The sequence below is a fragment of the Ottowia sp. genome (assembly GCF_035444425.1).
Taxonomy (GTDB): domain Bacteria; phylum Pseudomonadota; class Gammaproteobacteria; order Burkholderiales; family Burkholderiaceae_C; genus Ottowia.
The window spans coordinates 1-21,625 of the sequence record NZ_DAOMOQ010000036.1 but is presented as its reverse complement, the minus strand read 5'-3'; the positions used below and the strand labels follow the sequence as shown (position 1 = coordinate 21,625).

At 69.5% G+C, this 21,625-nt stretch carries 16 protein-coding genes, 1 tRNA gene and 1 pseudogene; 13 read left to right on the top strand and 5 right to left on the bottom strand.

Going from position 1 to position 21,625, the window contains the following annotated elements:
* Positions 1–41: 41 nt before the first annotated feature.
* Positions 42–1,850 carry a copper resistance system multicopper oxidase gene (locus PK606_RS12780; protein WP_324564549.1) on the bottom strand — a complete coding sequence of 603 codons (1,809 nt, stop codon included), beginning with the start codon at positions 1,848–1,850 and terminating at the stop codon, positions 42–44.
* Between the two features lie 102 nt (positions 1,851–1,952).
* Here PK606_RS12780 and PK606_RS12775 point away from each other — a divergent pair, with 102 nt between their 5' ends.
* The 3 genes from PK606_RS12775 (at position 1,953) to PK606_RS12765 (ending at position 5,453) form a co-directional block, all read left to right on the top strand.
* Entirely contained in the window at positions 1,953–2,654 is a 702-nt protein-coding gene (locus tag PK606_RS12775) for a heavy metal response regulator transcription factor (protein ID WP_324564548.1), read from the top strand.
* Positions 2,651–4,099 carry a heavy metal sensor histidine kinase gene (locus tag PK606_RS12770; protein WP_324564547.1) on the top strand — a complete coding sequence of 483 codons (1,449 nt, stop codon included), beginning with the start codon at positions 2,651–2,653 and terminating at the stop codon, positions 4,097–4,099. The genes PK606_RS12775 and PK606_RS12770 overlap by 4 nt, the downstream gene beginning before the upstream one ends.
* A 145-nt stretch (positions 4,100–4,244) precedes the next feature.
* Positions 4,245–5,453: a tyrosine-type recombinase/integrase gene (locus tag PK606_RS12765; RefSeq protein WP_324564546.1), complete on the top strand. Its 1,209-nt coding sequence runs from the start codon at positions 4,245–4,247 to the stop codon at positions 5,451–5,453.
* 512 nt (positions 5,454–5,965) lie between these two features.
* On the opposite strand, the gene PK606_RS12760 is transcribed toward PK606_RS12765, so the two are convergent.
* On the bottom strand, positions 5,966–6,286 hold the full coding sequence (locus PK606_RS12760; protein ID WP_324564545.1) for a helix-turn-helix domain-containing protein: 321 nt from the start codon (positions 6,284–6,286) through the stop codon (positions 5,966–5,968).
* Between the two features lie 263 nt (positions 6,287–6,549).
* On the opposite strand from PK606_RS12760, the gene PK606_RS12755 reads away from it, so the two are divergent.
* The 9 genes and pseudogenes from PK606_RS12755 to PK606_RS12715 all read left to right on the top strand — a co-directional run bounded on the left by PK606_RS12755 (position 6,550) and on the right by PK606_RS12715 (position 14,049).
* A complete protein-coding gene (locus PK606_RS12755) occupies positions 6,550–6,903 on the top strand; it encodes a DUF4258 domain-containing protein (protein ID WP_324564543.1) in 354 nt (117 codons plus the stop codon).
* A gap of 2 nt (positions 6,904–6,905) precedes the next feature.
* Positions 6,906–7,376 (top strand): hypothetical protein, encoded by a 471-nt coding sequence (locus PK606_RS12750; RefSeq protein ID WP_324564555.1) that lies wholly within the window; start codon positions 6,906–6,908, stop codon positions 7,374–7,376.
* A 282-nt stretch (positions 7,377–7,658) separates the two neighbouring features.
* Positions 7,659–7,880, top strand: a complete 222-nt coding sequence (locus tag PK606_RS12745) for a hypothetical protein (RefSeq protein ID WP_324564542.1) — start codon at positions 7,659–7,661, stop codon at positions 7,878–7,880.
* 216 nt (positions 7,881–8,096) lie between these two features.
* A pseudogene (locus PK606_RS12740) lies at positions 8,097–8,450 on the top strand (JAB domain-containing protein); the annotation flags it as partial.
* 28 nt (positions 8,451–8,478) lie between these two features.
* Positions 8,479–9,417: a hypothetical protein gene (locus PK606_RS12735; RefSeq protein ID WP_324564541.1), complete on the top strand. Its 939-nt coding sequence runs from the start codon at positions 8,479–8,481 to the stop codon at positions 9,415–9,417.
* A 217-nt stretch (positions 9,418–9,634) separates the two neighbouring features.
* Positions 9,635–9,859 carry a helix-turn-helix transcriptional regulator gene (locus tag PK606_RS12730; RefSeq protein ID WP_324564540.1) on the top strand — a complete coding sequence of 75 codons (225 nt, stop codon included), beginning with the start codon at positions 9,635–9,637 and terminating at the stop codon, positions 9,857–9,859.
* On the top strand, positions 9,856–10,137 hold the full coding sequence (locus PK606_RS12725; RefSeq protein WP_324564539.1) for a hypothetical protein: 282 nt from the start codon (positions 9,856–9,858) through the stop codon (positions 10,135–10,137). Before PK606_RS12730 ends, PK606_RS12725 begins: the two co-directional genes overlap by 4 nt.
* Positions 10,138–10,152: 15 nt before the next feature.
* Positions 10,153–13,014 (top strand): DUF927 domain-containing protein, encoded by a 2,862-nt coding sequence (locus tag PK606_RS12720; RefSeq protein ID WP_324564538.1) that lies wholly within the window; start codon positions 10,153–10,155, stop codon positions 13,012–13,014.
* Between the two features lie 519 nt (positions 13,015–13,533).
* On the top strand, positions 13,534–14,049 hold the full coding sequence (locus tag PK606_RS12715; RefSeq protein WP_324564537.1) for a hypothetical protein: 516 nt from the start codon (positions 13,534–13,536) through the stop codon (positions 14,047–14,049).
* Positions 14,050–14,268: 219 nt separating this feature from the next.
* Here PK606_RS12715 and PK606_RS12710 read toward each other — a convergent pair.
* From PK606_RS12710 to PK606_RS12700, 3 genes are all read right to left on the bottom strand, one after another.
* A tRNA-Arg gene (locus tag PK606_RS12710) sits at positions 14,269–14,343 on the bottom strand.
* A 62-nt stretch (positions 14,344–14,405) separates the two neighbouring features.
* The gene (locus tag PK606_RS12705) at positions 14,406–18,434 is read right to left on the bottom strand and encodes a translocation/assembly module TamB domain-containing protein (RefSeq protein ID WP_324564536.1); all 4,029 of its coding nucleotides are present in this window, start codon (positions 18,432–18,434) and stop codon (positions 14,406–14,408) included.
* 295 nt (positions 18,435–18,729) lie between these two features.
* On the bottom strand, positions 18,730–20,634 hold the full coding sequence (locus PK606_RS12700; RefSeq protein ID WP_324564535.1) for an autotransporter assembly complex protein TamA: 1,905 nt from the start codon (positions 20,632–20,634) through the stop codon (positions 18,730–18,732).
* 138 nt (positions 20,635–20,772) lie between these two features.
* Between PK606_RS12700 and PK606_RS12695 the strand changes: the two genes are divergently transcribed.
* Positions 20,773–21,321, top strand: a complete 549-nt coding sequence (locus PK606_RS12695; RefSeq protein ID WP_324564534.1) for a hemerythrin domain-containing protein — start codon at positions 20,773–20,775, stop codon at positions 21,319–21,321.
* Positions 21,322–21,625: the final 304 nt, after the last annotated feature.

The window sequence follows — 21,625 nt, the reverse complement described above, 5'->3', positions numbered from 1 at the left end:
CTTGTGGATCAGCTTTCGGGGCGGATTCAGTTCATGCTTTCTCATGACACCACCACCTCCCTGAACATGCCCAGGTCCATGTGGAACATCAGGTGGCAATGCCAGACCCAGCGCCCCAGCGCGTCGGCAGTGACCAGGAAGCTCAGGCGCTGCGCCGGCTGCACCGGGATGGTGTGCAGCCGCGCCAGGAACTCGCCCTTGGGTGATTCCAGCTCCTGCCACATGCCGTGCAGGTGCATCGGGTGGGTCATCATGGTGTCGTTGTGCAGGATGACGCGCAGGCGCTCGCCATAGCGGAAATGCACCGGCTTGCTGTCGGTGAAGCGCTGGCCGTCGATCGACCAGGTGTAGCGCTCCATGTTGCCGGTCAGGTGCAGCTCGATCTCGCGCTCGGCCCCGCGCGAGTCCATCGGGCCGCCGAGGGTGTGCAGGTCGGCCAAGGTCAGCACGCGGCGGCCGTTGTCGCGCAGGCCGACGCCCGGATCGTCCAGGTTGGTGCGCGGCATGTCGACGCGCATGTCGGTGCCGGGGCCCCATTCGGTGCGCGCGTGGCGCACCTGGGTGCTGGCGCGGGCCAGCGGGTTGGCCGGCGCCGGTCCATGCTGCATGGCGCCATGGCCCATCGCCGCGTGGTCCATGGCGCCGTGGTTCATCGGCGCTGCGCCGGCATCGCCATGGCCTGCGTGCGCGCCGTGCTCCATGCTGCCCATCATGTCGGCCATGCCCAGCCACTGCACCGCGTCCAGCGCCGGCACGGGGGCCTTCAGTCCTTCGCGCACGGCCAGCGTGCTGACGGCGGCGCCGGTGCGGTCCATCGACTGCGCGAACAGCGTGTACGCCTCGTCCCTGGGCTGCACGATCACGTCGCAGGTCTGGCCGGGGCCGATGCGGAACTCGTCCACCGTCACCGGCTCGACATCCTGGCCGTCCTTCTGCACCACGCTGAGTTTCAGGCCCGGGATGCGCAGGTCATAGAAAGTGTTGCCGGAGCCGTTGATGCAGCGCAGGCGCACACGCTCGCCGGACTTGAACAGGGCCGTCCAGTTGGCGCCCGGCGCCTGGCCGTTGACCAGATAGGTGAGCACGCGCGACGACAGGTCGGCCAGGTCGGTCGGGCTCATGCGCATGGCGTTCCACATGTCGCGTTCGGCCAGCGCCGCGCCCATGCCTTGCTGGCGCGCATCGTGCAGCAGCTTCACCAGCGTGGGGTTGTTCTGGTTGTAGACATGCGCGCTGGCCTTGATCCTGGACAGCGCGCGCATCGGGTCGTCGCCGGTCCAGTCCGACAGCAGCACCACGTGATCGCGCTCGGCGCGGATGGTCTCGCCGCCGCGCGGCTCGACGATGAGGGCGCCGTAGATGCCGGTCAGCTCCTGCATGAACGAGTGCGAGTGGTACCAGTAGGTGCCGCTCTGCTCCAGCGTGAAGCGGTAGGTGAAGGTCTCGCCCGGCGCGATGCCGGCGAAGCTGACGCCGGGAACGCCGTCCATCTGGAACGGCAGGATGATGCCGTGCCAGTGGATCGAGGCCATCTCGCGCAGGCGGTTGGTGACGCGGATGGTCACCGTCTCGCCCTCGCGCATGCGCAGCGTGGGCCCCGGCAGGCTGCCGTTGAGGGTGGTGGCGATGCCGCGGCGGCCGTCGAAATCGATCGCCGTGTAGTCCATCGTCAGTTCGAAGTTCGGTCCGCGCAACTCGGGCGGCGTGCCGGTGAGCGCAGCGGGCAGCAACTGCGCCCAGGCGGGCAGGGCGGTGCCTGCGGCGCCACCGGCGCCCAGGGCGGCCAGCGCCTGCAGGAAGTGGCGGCGCGGCAGGCCGCCGGTGATGGAATGCGGGGCGGGACTCGGCATGCGCGCAGTCTGGCGCGCCGCGGCCGACCCGGAGGTGACGCCAGGATTACTTTTCTGTCATCTGCTGCACGCGGCCGCACCGGCAGGGCACACTCCCACGCAATGAAGCTGCTGATCGTCGAGGACGAAGCCAAGACTGGCGACTACCTGCGCCAGGGCTTGCAGGAGGCCGGCTACACCGCCCTGCTGGCACGCAACGGGCCGGATGGGCTGCACCTGGCGCTGACCGAGGCGCCGGACCTGATCGTGCTCGACGTCATGCTGCCCGGCCTGGACGGCTGGCAGGTGCTCAGTGCGCTGCGCCAGGCGGGGCGCGAGATCCCGGTGCTGTTCCTCACTGCGCGCGACCAGGTCGAGGACCGCGTGAAAGGCCTGGAACTCGGCGCCGACGACTACCTGGTGAAGCCCTTCGCCTTCGCCGAACTGCTGGCACGCGTGCGCACCCTGCTGCGGCGCGGGCGCACGGCGGCTGGCCCGGGCGCGCATGAGCCGACCACGCTGGAGGCGGCCGACCTCTCGCTCGACCTGCTGCGCCGGCGCGCCACCCGCGCCGGCCAGCGCATCGACCTGACGGCCAAGGAGTTCGCCCTGCTTGAACTGCTGTTGCGCCGCCGCGGCGAGGTGCTGCCGCGCTCGCTGATCGCCTCGCAGGTGTGGGACATGAACTTCGACAGCGACACCAACGTGGTCGAGGTCGCGGTGCGGCGCCTGCGCGCCAAGGTGGACGACCCGTTCGAGCCCAAGCTGATCCAGACCGTGCGCGGGATGGGCTACGTGCTGGACGAAGCGCCGCGTCCCCTATGAGCGCCGCCCTGCGTCGCCACTCCATCACCTGGCAGCTGACGCTGCTGTTCACGCTGGTCTCCTCGGGCATGCTGGCGTTGCTCGGCGTGGTCACGCTGATCGCGCTCGACGCGCATTTCGAGAGCCAGGACCGCGATACGCTGCGCAGCCACCTGCGGCCGATGCAGGCGCTGGTGGCGAGCATCGATGAGCCCGCCGCGCTGGCGTCGTTGCCCGGGCGCCTGCAACCCTTGCTGGCCGGACACGACAACCTGGCCGTCGCGGTGCGTGACCCGGCCGGGCGGCTGCTGTTCAGCCAGCATTTCGGGCAGCAACCGCCGCCGATGGCACGCCCCGAGGCGGCCATGCCCGCCGCGCTGACCAGCTGGGACGACGGTGATCGCGCCTGGCGCGGCGCTGCCGTCGCCATTCCGACCGCGCTGGCCCAGCAGTCGCCCGTCACGGTGACCGTGGCGCTCGACATGCACCACCACGATGTGTTCATCGAGAGCTTTCGGCGGGTCTTGATCGCGTCCGTGCTGCTGTGCGCCATCGGGTGCGCCATCGGCGGTGGCTGGGCGGTCCGGCGCGGCCTGCGCCCGCTGACCGCGTTGCGTGACCGGGCCGCGCAGGTCGATCCCGGCAAGCTGGACGTGCGCATGCCGGTCGACGACGTGCCGACCGAACTGGTGGGCCTCAGCCTGACGCTCAACCAGATGCTGGCGCGGCTCGAGGATGCGTTCAGGCGGCTGTCGCAGTTCTCGTCCGACATCGCGCACGAGTTGCGCACGCCGATCTCCAACCTGATGACGCAAACCCAGGTGACGCTGAGCCAGCCGCGCGCCGCCGCCGACTACCGCGAAACCCTGGCATCCAACGCCGAGGAACTGGAGCGGCTCGGGCGCACGGTCAGCGACATGCTGTTCCTGGCCAAGACCGATCACGGGCTGCTGCTGCCATCGCGTGAACCGGTCGAACTGCGCGCCGAGGTGCAGGCCCTGTTCGATTTCTACGAGGCGCTGGCCCTGGATGCCGACGTGAGCCTGAGCCAGCAGGGCGCGGCGACCGTGGTGGGCGACCGGCTGATGCTGCGCCGGGCCATCGGCAACCTGCTGTCGAACGCACTGCAGCACACGCCGGCCGGCGGCCGGATCGAGGTCGTGATCGGCGTCGAGGACGGCCGTGCCTGCGTGAGCGTGCGCAACGATGGCGCGCCCATCGGCGCGGCCGCCTTGCCGCACCTGTTCGATCGCTTCTATCGGGTGCAGGCGGACCGCAGCCATGCCCACAGTGGCGGCGACGGCGCCGGCCTGGGGCTGGCCATCACGCAGGCCATCGTGCAGACGCATGGCGGCGATGTGGCGGTCCATCCGCAGGCCGCCGGAAATGCCTTCGTGATGCGGATTCCGCTCGATCGCGCCGCGGCGGAGGCGCCGCTTGCGCCGCGGGCGAGTCGCGATGCCTGAGCGGATGGCTACGACCTGACAGCCGCGATATGGCCTCCCCGGCAGGAATCGAAGTTAGCCCGCTAGACCGCATGAATCCTGGGCCTGTACACTTGGGAGTCGAAAAGTACCCCCAAAAGTACCCCCAGACTCGTCACGGTACCCCATGAAACTGACCGATGCGATGCTCCGCAACCGACCCCAGGCGGGCAAACACTTTGACGGCGCCGGGCTGTTCGTCCTGGTCACGCCGGCCGGACAGCGGTACTGGCGCCTGAAGTACCGCCACGCCGGAAAAGAAAAGCTGCTGGCGCTGGGCGTGTACCCCGAGGTTGGCATCAAGGCAGCCCGTCAGCTCGCCAGCGACGCGCGCCAGTTGCTGACCGCAGGCATTGATCCTGGTGCCGAGCGCAAGGCCAACAAGGCGCAGGCCGTGCACGATGCGGTCAACACCATGCGAACGGTGGCCGGCGAGTGGCTCGACCACCAAGCGGCCAGGTGGACACCACGCACCCGCGACAGCATCCGCCGCTCCTTGGAGCTGCACATCTTCCCGACGCTGGGCGCCCGCCCGCTGGCCAGCATCACTGCCAAGGAACTGACCGACACCATCCGCGTGATCGAGGCCAAGGGGGCCGGCGAGACTGCCGGGCGCGTGTTGCAGCGCGTGAAGGCAATCTACCGCTGGGCGACCACGCACGGCCGGGTCCAGTCCAACCCGATGTATGACCTACGCCCCAGCGAAGAACTCAAGCCCCGCGACACCAAGAACCGCGCTGCGTTGCCCGAGCGTGCGCTGCCGGCATTCCTGGCCGCGCTCGACAACTACGGCGGCGACCCCAACACCGTCAACGCGCTGCGCCTGCTGATCCTGGTGGCCACACGGCCCGGCGAGGTGCGAGGCGCCCGCTGGGATGAATTCGACCTGGCTGGCGCGCTCTGGGTCATCCCCGCCGAACGGATGAAGATGCGCACCGAGCACCGCATCCCGCTGTCACGCCAGGCGCTGGCGGTGCTGGCCGCACAGCAGCCGCTGTCTGGTCATGGCGAGCTGGTGTTCCCAAGCCCGTTCTATCCCGGCAAGGCGATCAGCGACAACACACTCAATTCCGCCCTGGCGCGCATGGGATACAAGGGCGTGGCCACGGCCGCCGGCTTCCGGTCGCTGTTCTCGACCATGGCCAATGAGGCCGAATGGGATGCCGATGTGATCGAGCGCCAGCTCGCGCACCTGGAACGCAACAAGGTGCGCGCCGCCTACCACCGCGCCACCTACAACGCCGAACGCGCCCGCCTGATGCAGTGGTGGGCCGATCTGCTCGATCAGCGCCGCACCGGCAGCAACGTCATCCCGCTGGCCCAGCGCAGCGCCTGAAACGCGGCGCGCCGACGCACCCCAAGACCGCCCCGAGGGCGGTTTTTTTATTTCTTTTCGGCGGGTCTTCCGTCCGGAAAACACCAAACCGCCGGGGACGCGGGGACATATAGCAAGGAATCCAGCATTCATGCGGGTTTCCGCCGATTTGAAGGCGGGGACAAAGCGGGGACAAAGCGGGGACAAAGCGGGGACATTCTCACTATATGAAAGAAAAGAACTCAATTCATTCATTTATAGGGGACACCGGGGCCGTTCAGCCCCACAGAGCCGCAGCAGAATTCAGGATTGAATCGTGGTCTCCGGCCCTTACGCCGGATGATTCCGATTGGAATCATGGCTGCCAGTCCGCAGCGGCCCGGCGGCGCCATGAATTCAAAACTGAATCCGTGCTGCCTTGGCTTTTCAGGCGGGCACGCCAGCGGCCGGGCTGGTCGCGGCCACGTGCGCACGTTGCCGGACGCGAGCGCGAAGGGGCCTTCCCTTGGCGCCGGCCAGCGGCGGGCGGGACTTCAGTCTGCTGCGGGCGGTGCTGGTAGATGGTGTGCCAGCCTGGCCGGTGGCGGCGCCTGGGCGCTGTCGTCGGGTGTGGCCGGCTGTTCCCTTGGCACCGGAGCCAGGTACTTGCGATGCAGCATGGCCAGGTCGAGCATCGCTTCAAGGTAGGCGGTGGCCCACAGTGGGGCCGGGGCGCGGCCGTTGGCCCATGCGTTCACGGTGGCTTGCGTCAAGCCAGTGCGGCGGGCAAACTCGGTTTGCTTCCACCCGATCGCCGCCAGGGCTTCGCAGAATTCGTCGGGGGTGAGCGTGCGGGCGTCGGTGGGGCGTTTCATGGCTAGAATTCTAGCCTCAATGGATCGCAGCATGCATCATAAGTTTGTACAATAGGCAAATTCTAAAGCGATTACTTTATACGATAGCCATTATGTTAATACGATGTTCGGAAAGGGCTGTTTTTTAGGGTTTGCCTATCGGTCGCCGACAAGGCGCATGAAACAGTCGTTTAACGCTATTCAAACCATAGCAATCACCGCTGAAATGCCCGAAAACCGGGCAGTTTCGCCGTCTGCGTGCGTTATGCGATGGCGCAACAGGCTTGCTCTGGCGTACACTCGGAACCTATCAAATTGATAGATATCCAATGGCTTCGCCATCGCCGCAGCAACTTGAAAAGCACATCCGCCGCAGCGCACTCGACACGGCCAACGTGCTTTTCCAGCTGCATGCGAAGCAGCGCATGCGGCAGCGCCACGTGACGCCGGCCATGGTGTACGAGGCGCTGCAAAAAGGCAAGTTGACCGCTACGCCCGAGCCTGATCCAAGGTATCAGGGCCTGCGCTGTCGCATGCAAAGGTTCGTGGCGGGGGTTGACCTGGCTGTGGTCGTGTACGTGGACATGCCCAAGCCCGACCTGGTTGTCATCACGGTGTTTTCGGTGGAAGGGGCGTGACCATGTATCACTACACGTTCGGCGGTTTGCGCAATGTGTGGCTGGTGAACGGCTACACCGTCAAGCAGACGCCCATGGGTGAGGCGGTGGCCTTTGCTGATGGCGAGGGGCTCGAGCGCGCCATTTGCACGGCGCTGGCCGACAAGGCGGGCCACCTGACCGGGGCTGAGCTGCGGTTCATCCGCCAGTCGGGCCTGCTCATGTCGCAGGCCGCGCTGGGCAAGATGATAGGCACCGATGCGCAATCCGTGGCCCGCTGGGAGAAGCACGGCCGCGTGCCCAAGTGGGCCGGCAAACTGGTGCGCCTGGTGTTCATGGCGCATGCCGAAGGCAACCAGCCGATCCGCCGCGTGGTGGATCGCATCAACACCGTCGAGCGCCTGGTGCAGCAAACCATCGTGATGCGCGAGCGCAAGGGCGCATGGACGTCGACCATCAAGGATGTTGACGCGGACGAAGCCTTGCCCGCTTGACCCCAGCCCGCAGCATCGGCACAATCCCCGCAACCCCTGACCGGGGCCGGTGCGTAAGAACACCTTCACGAGTAGCGGTGCGAGCCCCCCGAAAGCGGGCTTTCGTCACGTCTGGAATCTGGCCATGCTGCCCGCCATGGGCGGCCGGCCGCCGTTTCGGGCGGGATGGGGCTCACCGTAAGGCCGCCCGCACGTCTATTCGCGTGTTCTTAACATCCCGTCCACCTGCTGCGCGTAAGAACGCGGCGGGTGGGTTTCAAGTCTCGAATAGGAGATTGACCCATGGCAACCGCCACCACCGCCGCACCAGCGGCACACCTGGCCCGACCGGGCCGCGCGCTCGATCCGATCCAGCGCCAGGCCGCGCTTGAAAACGCGCTGAGCTGCGCGCTCTACTTCGTCCGCCAGGACGCCACCCCTCAAAACCTGTGGGCCGCCACCGCCCGCACCAATCGCGCGCTCACGCTGCTCAAGCAGGCCAGCGCAGAGCTGCGGAGGGGCTGAGCCATGCACGTCGCCCAATCCACCCCGAAGCCCCGTAAGGCCCCCGCGCGCCGCCAGGCGGCGCTGGATCGGCCGCTGCCGGCCTACAACCCGGCCGATGGGGCGTGCAGCTTCCGCCACACGCTCACCGCCCGCGAGCGCACCGCGCTGGATCGCGCGCTCGATATCGTGGGGCGCGCGCTGGTTGCCAAGTCTGTGTACCTTGACGGCCCCGCCGCCATGAAAAAGTACCTGTGCCTGCAACTGGCCGGCGAGTCGTCCGAGCACTTCTCGGTCCTGTTCCTGGACAGCCAACACCGCGCCATTGCCTTCGAACGCATGTTCACCGGCACCCTGACGCAAACCAGCGTGTACCCGCGTGAAGTGGTGTTGGCGGCGCTGCGTCACTTCGCGGCAGCCGTAGTCCTGGCGCACAACCACCCCAGCGGCGATGCCCGGCCCAGCCGTGCTGACGAAGCCATCACGGCGGCACTCAAGGCTGCGCTGGCGCTGGTTGACGTGCGCGTGCTGGATCACATCATCGTCGCGCCCGGCGTGGCGCTGAGCATGGCTGAAAAGGGGCTGGTGTAGGGCAGGCGGAACGGCGAAAGGCAAGGCAATGACGGACAAGCACACCACGGACAGGCTGGATCAATGGCGCCCTGAATCGGCGGGCCTGAGCATGCAGGCAGACGCCACCGAGGCGGGCAAGCTGGTGCGCCTGGCTGACGTGGTGTTGTGGCTGATCGTGGCGAAGGAACTGCCCAGGAGGGTCGCGGTTGAAAAACTGTGCGATGCGCTGGAAGCGGCGAGTACGCCGCCGGCGCTGTTTCTGGCGCAGGATGGTGCGTATGCAATGCCGGCCGATGACGCGGCATTCGGGTACTACACCGAAGCCCGTTTGGCTGAGGCAAGAGAGGCCGACGCGCAGCAACGGCGGCAAGAGGCTGGCCCGTGGCGATTCAATCTGCCAGAGCGCCAGGGCGGCTATGCGGCGGCCCGGCCAAGTGAAGATTGGCAGCCGCTCACAGTCGTTCGCCATCTTGGCCGGCGCGATCTTTCCAGGGTCGTCCCGGTGCTGCCCGGTGTGCCTGCTGCGCTTCGGTTGATGCGCAATCACTGGATGTGGTCGCGAGGGCGTGCGGTATCGAGCGATGCCGAGGCATTCAGCCATGCCAGGCTACCGGGCCGCGCCATCGCGGTGCGTATCGCCGATGCGGCCAGGATATGGGGCTGGGGTGCCGGAGCTTCGACAGTGCCGGCATCACTGTTCCCGCTGGCTGACTGGCCGGCGCTGGTGGCTTACCGCCGGGCGAATCCGGGAACGTCATGGGCCGATGGCAATCAGCTCGAAGTGGCTCGGGCTGAGCATCGCGTGCGCGGCGGCAGCGATTCGGCCCCGAACCCGGCGGCGTTAGCTGCGATGGCCGGTGAGCTGGGGGTAAGCCGGCAGGCGTTGCAAGCCGCGCTATTCCGCAGTCGCAAGAGACCCAAGCCCACCAAGCCCGAAGCATCGCCCCTGCCAGACGCTGACGCGCGCCACCGCCGCACCGGCTGAATCCGTACACGTAACCCTTTTTTTATCAGGGTTACACGGGGACGGCCGGGCCTCGCACCGCTGCGCACGAATCGCCCTCGGTACGCCCTTGCATGGAGGCGCGCAAGCCATTTGCAAGGCGACAGCACAGGGTTACACGGGTTGCAATGCCGACAAGCCCCACGCAACCGATCACGGATGCGGGCGGCTTACAGCAACTGACCGAAAGGAAACCGCCATGCAGCTTGTGCACTCCGCGCCTGGGGCGCAGCCCCGAGACCGCCTGCTACGCCTGCCCGATGTGGAGCAGCTCGCCGGCATCAAGAAATCAACCATCTATCAGCTCATGCGTGAAGGCAAGTTCCCGCAGTGCGTGCGCATCACGCGCCGCCTGTCGGCGTGGCCCGAGTCGGCAGTGCTGACCTGGGTGCACGAGCGCATCCGGGAAGGGGCTACGCAATGAGCCGCGCCGCAGGGTTGCCGGCTACCGACCGGCTGCAACGCATGGGATCGTGGTTGCACAACGGCATGTCGAGCATTGCCGATTCCATTCATGCCGGCTTGCTTGCGGTCGCTGCGTCAGGTGAGCGCGTCGCCAGCAGCGTCGCTGAGTTGGCCTGCGCAGTTGACGCGGTGGCCGACGCCATCGTCGCACACGGCGAAGCGGTGTCAGCCGCCATTGACGTTCACTCCGAAAGCATCGACCGCCTGGCCGATGTCGTCGAAACCCGCGCGCCGTGAGCGCGCCCGCAGTCCATGAATCACATCACCCCCGCCTTGGTTGCCGCCGCACTGACGTTCGTGTCACCCAAGCTGCCACGCGACGAATGGGCGCGCGTGGCGATGGCGATCAAGTCCGAGTTTCCCGACAGCACGGGGCTCGACCTGTTCGACAAGTGGAGCCAGGGCGATGCCGACGGCTACGATTTGAAGGCCGTGCAATCGACCTGGCGCAGCGTCAAGGCGGGCGGTGGCGTGGGCATCGGCACCTTGCTGCACCTGGCGCAGCAAAACGGCTTCGAGCTGCCCAAGCCCGAGGCGGCGGCGCCACCGCCCACGCCTGCGCAACTGGCAGAGCAAGAGCGTGAGCGCGCCGCGCGCCGGCAGCAAGAGCAGGCCCGCCAGGATGCGGCCCACGCGCGCGCCGCCGACCGCGCCGCCGCGATGTGGGCAGAGGCCGGCGACACCGGATCCAGCCCCTACCTGGCGCGCAAGGGCGTGCAGCCCCATGGCGTGCGCTTCGCGGCCGATGGTTGGCTGCTGGTGCCGCTGCGCGATGGCGAGGGCCGGCTGTGGAACGTGCAGACCGTTGCGCCCGAGCGCCCGGCCGATGGTGCGCCGGAAAAGTTGTTCATCAAGGGCGGGCGCAAGTCGGGCTTGTGGTGCATGTTGGGCACGCCGGATGACGCCGCCGTCATCCTGGTGGCCGAAGGCTACGCCACCGCCGCCAGCCTGTTCGAGGCCACGGGCCGGCCAGTGGCGGTGGCCTTCGACGCCGGCAACCTGGTGCACGTGTGCAAGGCGCTGCGGGGGCTGTACCCCGATGCGCTGATCGTGGTGGCCGGCGACGATGACACGGCCACCGCAGCGCGCACCGGCAGCAACCCCGGCCGTGACAAGGCCACGGCCGCCGCGCGTGCAGTGAAGGGGCTGGCGGTGTTCCCGGCGCCGCTGCCCGAGGGCGCCAGCGACTTCAACGACCTGCACCAGTCGGCGGGGCTTGACGCGGTGCGCGCGCTGATCGAGGGCGCCATCAACGACCACGCCACGCGCCAGGCGGCACGCCACAGCCCCGGCCCGCCGCGTGGGCAACATGATGACGCGGCAGGCGGGCCGGCCGATCCCTTCGTCGTCACCGACGAAGGGGTGTATTTCCAAGGCTTCGACCGCGACGGCCGCCCGAACAATCCGCTGTGGCTGTGCAGCGCCTTGCACGTGACCGCCCGCACGCGCGACAGCGATGGCCAGGCGTGGGGCTACCTGCTGAGCTTCAACGACCCAACAGGCCGCCCGCGTGAATGGGCCATGCCGGCGCGCATGCTGGCCGGCGACGGCGGCGAATACCGATCGATCCTGTACAGCATGGGCCTGCGCATCAACTCAGCGCCCACCGCCCGCAACAAGCTGACCGAGTACCTGCAAACGCGCCAGCCCGAGGCGCTGGCGGTGTGCACCGACCGCACCGGCTGGCACGCCACCGCCGAAGGCGGCGCCGCCTACGTGCTGCCCCGTGAGACCATCGGCGACGGTGCCGAGCGCATCGTGTTCCAGTCCGATGCCCAGATGGAAAACACCTTCCGCCAGCGTGGCGACGTTGCCGCCTGGCGTGACCGCGTGGGCGCGCTGTGCGCCGGCAATTCGCGCCTGGTGTTCGCCGTGGCCTGCGCCTTCGCCGGGCCGTTGATGCGCCCCGGGGGCGTCGACAGCGGAGGGTTTCACTTCCGGGGCGATTCCAGCTCAGGCAAGACCACCGCGCTGCGCGTGGCCGCCAGCGTCAACGGCGCGCCCGGCTACATGCAGCGTTGGCGCACCACCGACAACGCGCTTGAGATCATCGCCGCCCAGCACTGCGATGCGCTGCTGATCTTGGATGAACTGGCGCAGGTCGAAGGCCGCGTTGCCGGCGAGTGCGCCTACATGCTGGCCAACGAGCAAAGCAAGGGCCGGGCGACACGTGGCAGCGCGCCGCGCGCCCGCCTGACCTGGCGCCTGCTGTTCCTGAGTGCTGGTGAGCTGGGTTTGGCGGATCACATGGCCGAAGCCATGAAGCGCGCCCGCGTCGGGCAAGAGGTGCGCATGGTCGACATGTCGTCCGATGCCGGCGCCGGCATGGGCCTGTTCGAGTCGCTGCACGACCGCGACGGCCCCGCTGCGCTGGCCAACGAGCTGACGCGCAACGCCGCCACCACCTATGGCGCGCCAGGCCGTGAGTGGCTGGTGTGGCTGGCCGGGCGATGGCAGGGGCTGGGCAAGCGCCTGCGCGAGCGCACCGATGCATTGCGCGCCGCCTGGGTGCCAGAGGGCGCATCCGGCCAGGTCGAGCGCGTGGCGGCCCGCTTTGCCCTGGTTGCCGTGGCCGGCGAGCTGGCTACCGAGGCAGGGCTGACCGGCTGGCCAGCCCGTGAGAGTGAGCGCGCCGCCCGGCTGTGCTTTGAATCCTGGCTGGATCAGCGTGGCGGTGCCGGCAATGCCGAGGTGCGGCAGATGCTGCGGCAGGTGCGCCGGTTCTTCGAGCTGCACGGCGAGGGCCGCTTTACCTGGTGGCACCGCGCCGCCGACGACCACAATGCCAAGACCTTGCAGCGCGCCGGCTTCCGCCGCATGGTTACGCCCGATGGCACGCCGATCAGCCGCGACACCCAGCACGCCGCCGAGATAGGCGAGCGCATGCCGTCCGAGCTGGGTGAGCACATGCAGACCGAGTACTTCGTGCTGCCCGAGACCTTCCGCACCGAGGTATGCCAAGGCTTCGACCCGCAGGCTGTGTGCCGCGTGCTGGCCGATCATGACTGCCTGGCAGCCGAGGGCGGCCGCTACACCGTCAAGCCCCGATTGCCAGGCATGGGGCCGACCCGCTGCTACCACATCAAGCCTGAGTTGATGGGGCTTGAGGTATGACCGGGCGGCGCGCCGTGGCGGGGCGCGGCGGGGAGGTTTCTCGCGCTGGCGACGCTGGTCAGATGCCAGGCAGAACCATGGCAAGAGCCCGGCCAGGCATGGGGGTCTCGTTCTCCAAAACGAGCCCCATCCTGTTAAACGACCTGATCGTAAAAGCCCCGGCCCGGTGCGCCCCGGCGGAGCCACCGGAGGCGAGTGCACCGACACGGGCAAAAAGTGTCCCCGGTGTCCCCGGTTGGGATCGGGGTGTCCCCGGCGCCACCGGGGACAAAATTCACCAATGACGACAATGGGTTAGATGGGTTTTTCCGGTTTGTCCCCGGTGTCCCCGGCAAAAATGAGTCATACCCGAAGGAAAGCGGAAAAGAAAAAACAAATCCGTATCTCGGGTCCTCCCTGGACCAACTCGGTACGGGGGCGAAACGAGCGCGAGATCGCGCTAGTGTGCAGATTTTTTTGATGGTTCACAAAGCGGTCAACACCGCCCGGATTGGTTCAAAACGTGCGAAAGGTTCAAACATGAAGATGATCGATCTTGCCCGTGAGCTGGGCATCTCCACGTCCATGGTGTCGCGCCTGGCCAAGCGCGGCATGCCGACCGACAGCGTAGAGCGCGCCGCCCGCTGGCGCCGCCGCCACTTGGAGCCGGGCCGGATCAAGCGCCCCGACGCCGTTGTCGAGCCCCCGGCGCCACGCGCGCCGAAAGCGCCCCCGGCCCCCAGCCCCGCGCGCCTGGCAGTGGATCACCTTCTGGACTACGCGGCGGAAGTCGTGCAGCACGGCGGCGACCTGGCGCCTCTTGCACCTGCGCTGCGGGCCGCGCTCGCATCCGTGCCCCCGGTGGATCGGCCCGCGATACTGCTGCCGTTTCCCGTGCTCGACTTCCTTGTGGCGCCTGTGCTGACCATCGTGAAGGAGTTCGACTCAGACGCAGGCGAATCCATGAGCGACGAAGATGCTGAATGGATGGGGGCGTTCTGGTATTCAGTCGCGGCCGGCGAGATTGCCCTGGTGCCTGCTGCTGCGCCTGATTGAGTCCTGCCCCCCAAGCCAACCAAGACCGGCCGCGTGCCGGTTTTTTTTTCGTGGGCATCGTGAGATACCCCCATTTCCTGAAAAAATACCCCCTAAAGTACCCCCAGATACCCCCGGCTTCACACGCACCCATGCAGCCCGATACGCACTCGAAAAGCGGCTCCATAGAGGGAGAAAAGAAAAAGGCCGCACGCTGTTGGAAGCATGCGGCCTGTGGTGTGGCCTCCCCGGCAGGAATCGAACCTGCATCTGAGCCTTAGGAGGGCCCTGTTCTATCCGTTGAACTACAGGGAGTTGCCGTGCACGCACGCCGGGCGGCGTGGTGAACGGCGATTGTATCGACGCCGCGCCGGCCTTCAGTCGAAGCTCAGGCGGAAGATCAGGTCGATGGTGGCGTTCTCGCCGGCCTGGCCGCGCAGGGTCCAGCGGCGCGACAACTCGTAGAAGATCAGCAGCGTGCCGCTGGCGCCCGACAGGCTGTGCTCGTAGGCGGCGTACAGGCGATCCGACAGGCGCTTGCCCAGGGTGACGCTGGCGTTGGCGACCTCGCCATCGCCGCCGCCGGAGAAGCTCAGCTCGTCGAGGCCGAAACTCTGCGCCAGTCCGCGCCCCTCGCGCCCGCCCAGCAGCGCCAGCGCGGCCGATTGCAACATCGCGGCCTCGGCACCGGTGTTGGGCGCCGGGCGGCCCAGCAGCAGCCAGGCCAGGGTCTGGTTGTCGGGCAGCGCGGGCTCGGAGTACAGGCGCACGCGCGGCAGCAGCGCGGTGCCCATGACCTGCGCGCCGACGCGCTGGTCGCTGGTGTAGTTGGGGCGCAGCGCGATGATGTCCAGCGTCGGGTTGTCGATCGGGCCGCGGAAGATGATGTTGCCGCGCTCGATGATGAGCTGCTGCCCGTAGGCGCGGAAGGTGCCGCCGACGGTGCGCACGGTGCCGGTCAGGCGCGGCATGGCGCCGGCCGGGCCGTCGGCAGCCAGCGTCAGCACGCCGGCCAGCCGGGTGTCGATGCCCATGCCGCGCAGGCGGAAGTCCTCGCCCAGGTCCACCTGCACCTTGGCGGCGATGCGGAGCGGCGTGCTCTCGCCCTGCGCCGCCTGGGCGTCGGCGCGGGTCCTGCGGGCTTCGGTGCGCTTGGCCTGCTCGGCATCCTGCTGGCCGGCGGCGCTGGTGGGACGGGCCACGGCGCCGGGCGCCTGGCTGCCGTACATGATCTTGCCGTCGGCCCCGCGCACGATGACGTCGTCGCCCAGGCGCGGCGCGTTCTCGTCGGGCAGCACGATCAGCGCGCGGTCGACGCGCAGCTGGCCGTCGGCCCGGATGGCGCGGTCGTCCAGCGTCGCCTGCACCTGGCCCGACACCGTGACCTGGCGGTCGGCGCGGATGCTGGCGCGCAGCTGCTCCAGGTTCGCGTTCAGCCGCGCCTGCGCGCGGCCGTCGATCCAGCCGGCCTCGCCGCTGGCGCGCAGCCGGCCGCCTTGCTCGCCGGCGCCGCGCAGCGTGAACTCGTCGATCAGCAGGCGCGTGCCGTCCAGGCGGGCACGCAGCCGGCCGTCGGCGAACTCGATGCCGTCGACGACGGAGCGCAGCGCCAGGTCGTCGGCGCTCAGGGTGCCGCTGATCGATGGCGTGCCGCGCGTGCCGCCGATGCGCGTGTCGGCCGCGAGCGCGCCGCGCAGCCGCCACCCAGGCGGCGCCAGCACCGACCAGGCCGAGATCTGCGGCAGGCGGGCCTGCAGCTGGCCTTGCAGCGGTGCCGATTCGGGCCACGACCATTGCGTGCCGCCGTCCTCGGTGCGGCTGGCGGCGAGCTCGGTGCGCAGCTGGCCATCGACGCTGCCGGCCTGGGCGCTGTCCCATTTCAGCTGCAGCTGCAGCGCCTGGCCCTGGCTGCGCAGTGTCAGGCGCGCCTCGCGCAGGCCGGCGGGCACGCGCGACTGCACGCCGGTCTGTGGGTCGTTGGTCAGGATCGTCAGGTCGCCGCTGGCACGCGCCAGGTTGGCGGTGACGCGCAGGGTATCGCCCAGCGTGGCGTCCCAGTCGCCGTTGAAGACGACGTCGCCCGTCAGCCCGGCGTCGGCCAGCTGCGCGTCGGCGACACGTTCGACCCACTGCAGCGGCAGGCCGGTGATGCGACCGGTGGTGCTGAGCTCGCCCGCGCGCCAGCGCACCGGCCCCCAGGCCACCAGGGCTTGCGAGCTGGGCGCCGGCGAGGTGATGCCGAGCTCGCCGGCACCGGCCTCGAACTGGCCGCCCCTGGCCGGCGACCAGCTGAGCGGCACCGGTGTGCGGCTGGCCAGCTGCCAGACGCCCGCGCCCAGCGCCGGATCGCGTATGTCGGCCTGCAGCTGGCTGACGGTGGCGCGCCAGTCGGACGCCGCCAGCGCGGCCTTGGGCGTGCTGCGCCCGCCGCTGGCGGCCAGGCGCAGATCGAGCTGGCGCTCGCCCTGCGTGACGCGGCCACTGGCGGTGATGAGTGCGTCGGCCAGCCGGCCGTCGAGGGTGAGTTCCACGCCGCGCGCCTGGATCGGCGCCGTGTCGGCTTCGGCGCCGGGCAGGCGCAGGTCCAGGCTGGGCGCGCTCAGGCGCGCCTGCAGCGCGGGATCGCGCCAGCCGCCACGCCAGTCACCCACCAGCGTCGCGCGGCCGCTGGCGCCGAGCTCGGCCAGGGCCTGGTCGGCGCCGGGCAGTTTTTTCGCCCAGGCCAGCAGGCGGGCAGCATCGTCGATCTCGGCGCGCAGGCTGCCGGCGCCGGTGCTCGGCTGCGCTTCGCCTTTGACGGTGACGCGGGTGCCGGGTGCGGTGAAGACCAGGTCGGCGCTGCCGCCGGGCGTGGCGGGGCGCACGCTGGCGCTGCCGGCAAGCTCCGCGTCGTCGGTGCGCACGCGCAGGCGCTTCAGCGTCAGCAGGCCGGTGTCCCAGCGGCCGGTCGCCAGGGCGTCGCGCAGGGCCAACGCGCGCAGGTCGCGCGCCAGCGCCTGGGCCGTGGATTCGCCGCTGCGTGCCGGCGCATCGGCGCGCTGCCCGCGCGCCTGCAGGCTGGCATCGAAGTCGATCGCGCTGCCCACGCCCGACACCTTGGCCGTGCCGTCGACCGGTAACGCGGCCATCTGGGTGTGCAGGCGCGCTGGGTTGACACCGCTGATGCGGGTGTCGATCTGCCACTGGCCAGTCGCCGCGGCCGGGGGGCTGGCCGGTGGCGCGGTGGCAGGTGCCCCGGCCGGTGCGGCCCAGCGCCCCGTCGATTCGACTGTGCCGCCACCGACCTGCGCCTTCAGCGCCCGCACGGTGGCGACCTGGTCCTGCCAGGTGACATCGGCGTGCAGTTGCTCGACCGGCAGCCGGCGCTGGTCCCAGGGGCCGGCGTGGCGGTTGCTGAGTTCGGCCAGCACGCGCCAGCCGGCTGCGCCATCGGCCGGCAGCGGTGCCAGGTCGAGCTGGCCGGACAGCCGGGTGCGCGGCGCCTCGGCCCACAGCGCACCGACGTCGACCGCGCGCAACCGTGCATGCGCTTCGGGCAGCGGCTGCGCGGCCCAGGGCGTGATGCGGGCGGTGACGTGGGCTTCGGGCGTGTCGGCGTCGCCGGTGGTGCTCGATGCTGCTGGCGGCGTGGGCGGTGTGGGCAGCGCGGAAGCGGGCGCGCTGGGGGCCGTCGCCGCGGTGTCGGGCAGCGGCGGCAGCTCGGGTGCGTCGGTGCGCGTCGGCATGGCGCGCAGATCGGCCTGTGCGTGCAGCTCGGTCAGCGGGCCGCGCAGTGTCGCCTGCAGGCTGAGCGGCAGCGGATTCCCCGCGCCCGGCACTGGCGCCGTCAGCGCGCCGGCCAGCGCCAGCTCCAGGCTGATCGGCGCGTGTGCGGTGATCTGCGCACGGGCGCGGTAGTTGCCGCCTTCGACGCGCGCACGATCGAGCTCGAACAGGTGGCGCGTGCCGTCGTAGTCGAAGCGGCCGGCGATGTCCTGCATGGTGTAGGGCGGCGGCCCGGCCCAGCGCAGCTCGCCGGCCACCAGTTCCTTCACCTGCAGCTGGATCGGCAGCGCAACCGACGCCGGCGGTCCGGCGGAGGGTTCCTCGCTGGGCGGGCGCTGGTCGTCGACCACGATGCGGCTGGCGCCCAGGTGGTCGATCTGCAGCGTGCGGGTGAGCAGGGCAGCCGGCGTCCAGCGGATCTCGGCGTCGTGCACCTCGATGCGCAGGCCGCCTTCCTCCCACACCAGGCGGCCGACCCTACCGCTGCTGCGCAGGTTGCCATGCACCTCGTCGGTGACCAGCGGCGCGCGGGCGCCGGCCAGGCGCAGGGCAGTGGCCAGCGAACCCTCGCTGCCGGTCCAGACCCAGAGGCCGATCAGCAGGCCGGCCAGCAGCGTGATCAACGCCAGCCAGCTCCACATGAAGAGGCGCCAGCCGCGACGCCGGCGGCGTGGCGGCGCCGGGCTGGCGGCTGCGGGCGCGCTGGTGTTGGGACCAGCATCCGCGGTTTCCGCGCTGTTTCGACTCGCGTCGGTTGCGTTGGTCATGGCATTCCAGCATCCGCAGCGCTGCGCATACCGGCGGGGCTCAAGCGCTTGCGCGTCTCGAATGGCCGCGGAGCAGGCCATCCCAGCGAACGCCGTGGCCGGGCTTGCACCGGCCACTGGCGTTGTCCCCCCTTCAGGGGGGAAGGCGCGAAGCGACTCAGGGGGGTCATCAAAACACGAAGCCCACGTTCATGTGCAGCCGGATCTGCCTGGACTTCAGGCCGTAGGCGATGTCCAGCTGCATCGGTCCCACGGGCGTGATCAGGCGCAGGCCGGTGCCGACGCCCCAGTGCGCGCGCAGTTCGCCGACGCTGTTGGCGACGCCGCCGACGTCGATGAACAGCGCGTGCTCCAGCAGGCCGGGGAAACGCTCCTGCATGATCGGCCGCTGCCATTCGATGCTGCCGACCGCCATGTAGCGGCCGGGACCGATCCAGCCATCGCCCAGCGGGATGCCGATGCTGCGGTAGGCGTAGCCGCGCACCGAGCTGTCGCCGCCGGTGCGATACAGGTAGGTGGCCGGCAGCCGCGCCTGCTTCGACGCCAGGATGGCGCCCAGCTCGGAGCGCAGCGCCAGCCGGCTGCCGCCCTGGCCGACCGGAATCAGTCCGAGCCAGCGGCCGGCCAGGCGCGCGAACGGCTTGCGTTCGCCCTGCAGGGTCATGCCGGCGCCGACGTCGAAGTGCAGGCCGTAGCCGCGCGAGGGCACCGGCAGGCTGTCGAAGTAGCGCCCGGTCCAGGCGTAGTTGGCGCTGATGGCGGCGCCGTCGCCGATCAGCGCATCGGGCACCTGGCGGCTGGCGACGCCGGTGACGCTGGCGTGGTCGAACTGCAGGTAGAAGTTGCGGTCGTACTGCTCCCCGTTCTTGATGCGGCCGGCGCGCAGGGTCTGCGAGGTGGTGATCAGCGAGCCGTCGTCCTGCCGCATGTGGCGCGCGAAGATGGCAGTGCGCCAGCCGTCGGCGTTCGGCAGCGAGCTGAGCTCGGTCTGCAGCAGCGGTGCCTTGCGGTCGAAATGCAGCTTGGTGTCGGCGCGCCAGCTGGTGCCGAAGACGGTGTTGTCGCGGTGCTCGAGCGACACGCGCGGCCCGCCGTCGGTGCTGTAGCCGACGCCGAGCTGCACCTTGTGGCGCTTGGCCTCGGTCACCTGGTAGCTGACCGGCACCGCTGCCGGATCGCCTTCGCGGTCGATGCTGATGTAGGCCGAGTCGTAGTAGCCGCTGCCGGCCAGCCGCTGCTGCGCGTCGACCAGGCGCTTCTGGTCGTAGATGTCACCCGGCTTGAGCCAGGACAGGCGCTCGGCCAGCTCGGGCGGGTAGCGCTGGGCGCCGGTCACGGTGGCGGCCCCGAGCCGGAACAGCGGGCCGGAGTCGAGCCGCACGCCCAGCTGCGCCTTGGCCGCGGGTGCGCTGACGTCGGCGATGCTGTAGCTGATGCGCCCGCGCGGGTAGCGGCGCTCGACCAGCCGGCGCAGGGCGCCGGTCTTGGCGTCGCTCCAGCGCTCCTGCGTGAAGCGCCTGCCTTCGTCGAGCGCCCAGTGGTCGGTGATGCCGGTGCGCTGCTCCACCGCCTCGGCATCGCTCGAGGCGGCGATGTCGCCCTCGAACTCGATGTCCACCCGCTCGATGGTGGTGGCCGGGCCGCGCTCGATGGCGATCACCACCACCGGCTTGCCATCGGTGCCGGGTTCGCGCCGCAGCCTGACCTCGGGCGTGAAGTAGCCCTCGGTGCCCAGCAGGTTGCGCACGTCGCGCTCGGCCAGCGCCATCAGGCGCGCGAACTCGGTGTCGTCCAGGTCGCCGAGCGCGCGGTAGCGCCGCAGTTCGTTGTGGCGCTCGACGAGCGCGCGCAACTCCTCGTCTTCGGCCTCCACGCGGATGTCGAAGGCCGGCTCGGCGGGCGCCCCATCGCCGGTGTCCGCCTGCTCCGGCGACGCGGCCGACGCCGGCTCGCCCGTGCCGGCGCCGCCGTCGTCGCCGCGAAAAACAGCGCATCCGGGCAGCGCCAGCAGCAGCGCCAGCACGATGGCGCCCCGGGACAGCCACGGGTGGGTAAGCAGGTTTGCGCAGGCCACCGGCCAAGTTTAGACGGCGCTCATGTCGGACAGGGCCGCATTTTCGGTCGCGACGGCAAGGCACCGGCCGCCTGCGAACTGCCGGATTCTTGACCTGGACGCATTTCTTTAGTTGCCAGACCGACCCACAATGGCCCGATGGCGAAAAGCGCGGTATCCCTGCCCGGCTTGAGCAGCCCCGCGGTCGGCTTCGAGCAACCTTTCGAGATGCTCGAGGCCTGCCACGAGCGGGTGCATCGCAGTCTCGAGCTGTTGCGACGCATCGTGGCCCATGTAGACGAACATGGCCACGATGACAAGTCGCGCGCCGCCGTGGGCGACGTGCTGCGCTACTTCGACATCGCGGGGCCGCTGCATCACCAGGACGAGGAGCTGCACGTGTTCCCGGCGCTGCTGTCGCACCCCGATCCGCTGGTGCCGGCCGCGGTGGCGCAGCTGCAGGCCGACCACGTGCGCATGCACTGGCTGTGGAGCCGCCTGCGCCAGATCCTGCTGGTCTGGCGCGACGACGAGGCCGCGGGCGCCATCAGCGACGTCGAGCGCCGCCTGGCGGACGACTTCATCAACTGCTACGAACGCCACATCCCGCTGGAAGAAGCCATCGCCTACCCGGCGGCGCAGCCGGGCTTCAGTGCGGCCGACCTGGACCGCATCGGCGCCGAGATGGCGGCGCGCCGGCGCGGCTGAAGCCGGCCGGCCGGTCCCCTGGCGCCAGGCAAGGTGGCGCCAAGGCCGCACACCCGGTACAGGATTCTTCGCGAGAGCCGCGTGGCTGCTTGCGTCGGCTCAGTATCATGCCCGCATGAGTCGTTCACAGGGAGGCTCCGGCGGGTGTCTTGTTCGATGCCGGCCGGCTGGCCACGACGCCTGGCGCTGCTTGATGCGCGCGTGGCCGCCGTGCTGGATGCGCCGGCTGTTGCTGCTGGCGTGCCTAGTTGTAGTTTCTCAACACATTGTTCCCTTCAAAGCCGAGGCGCGTGATGGGAGGCAG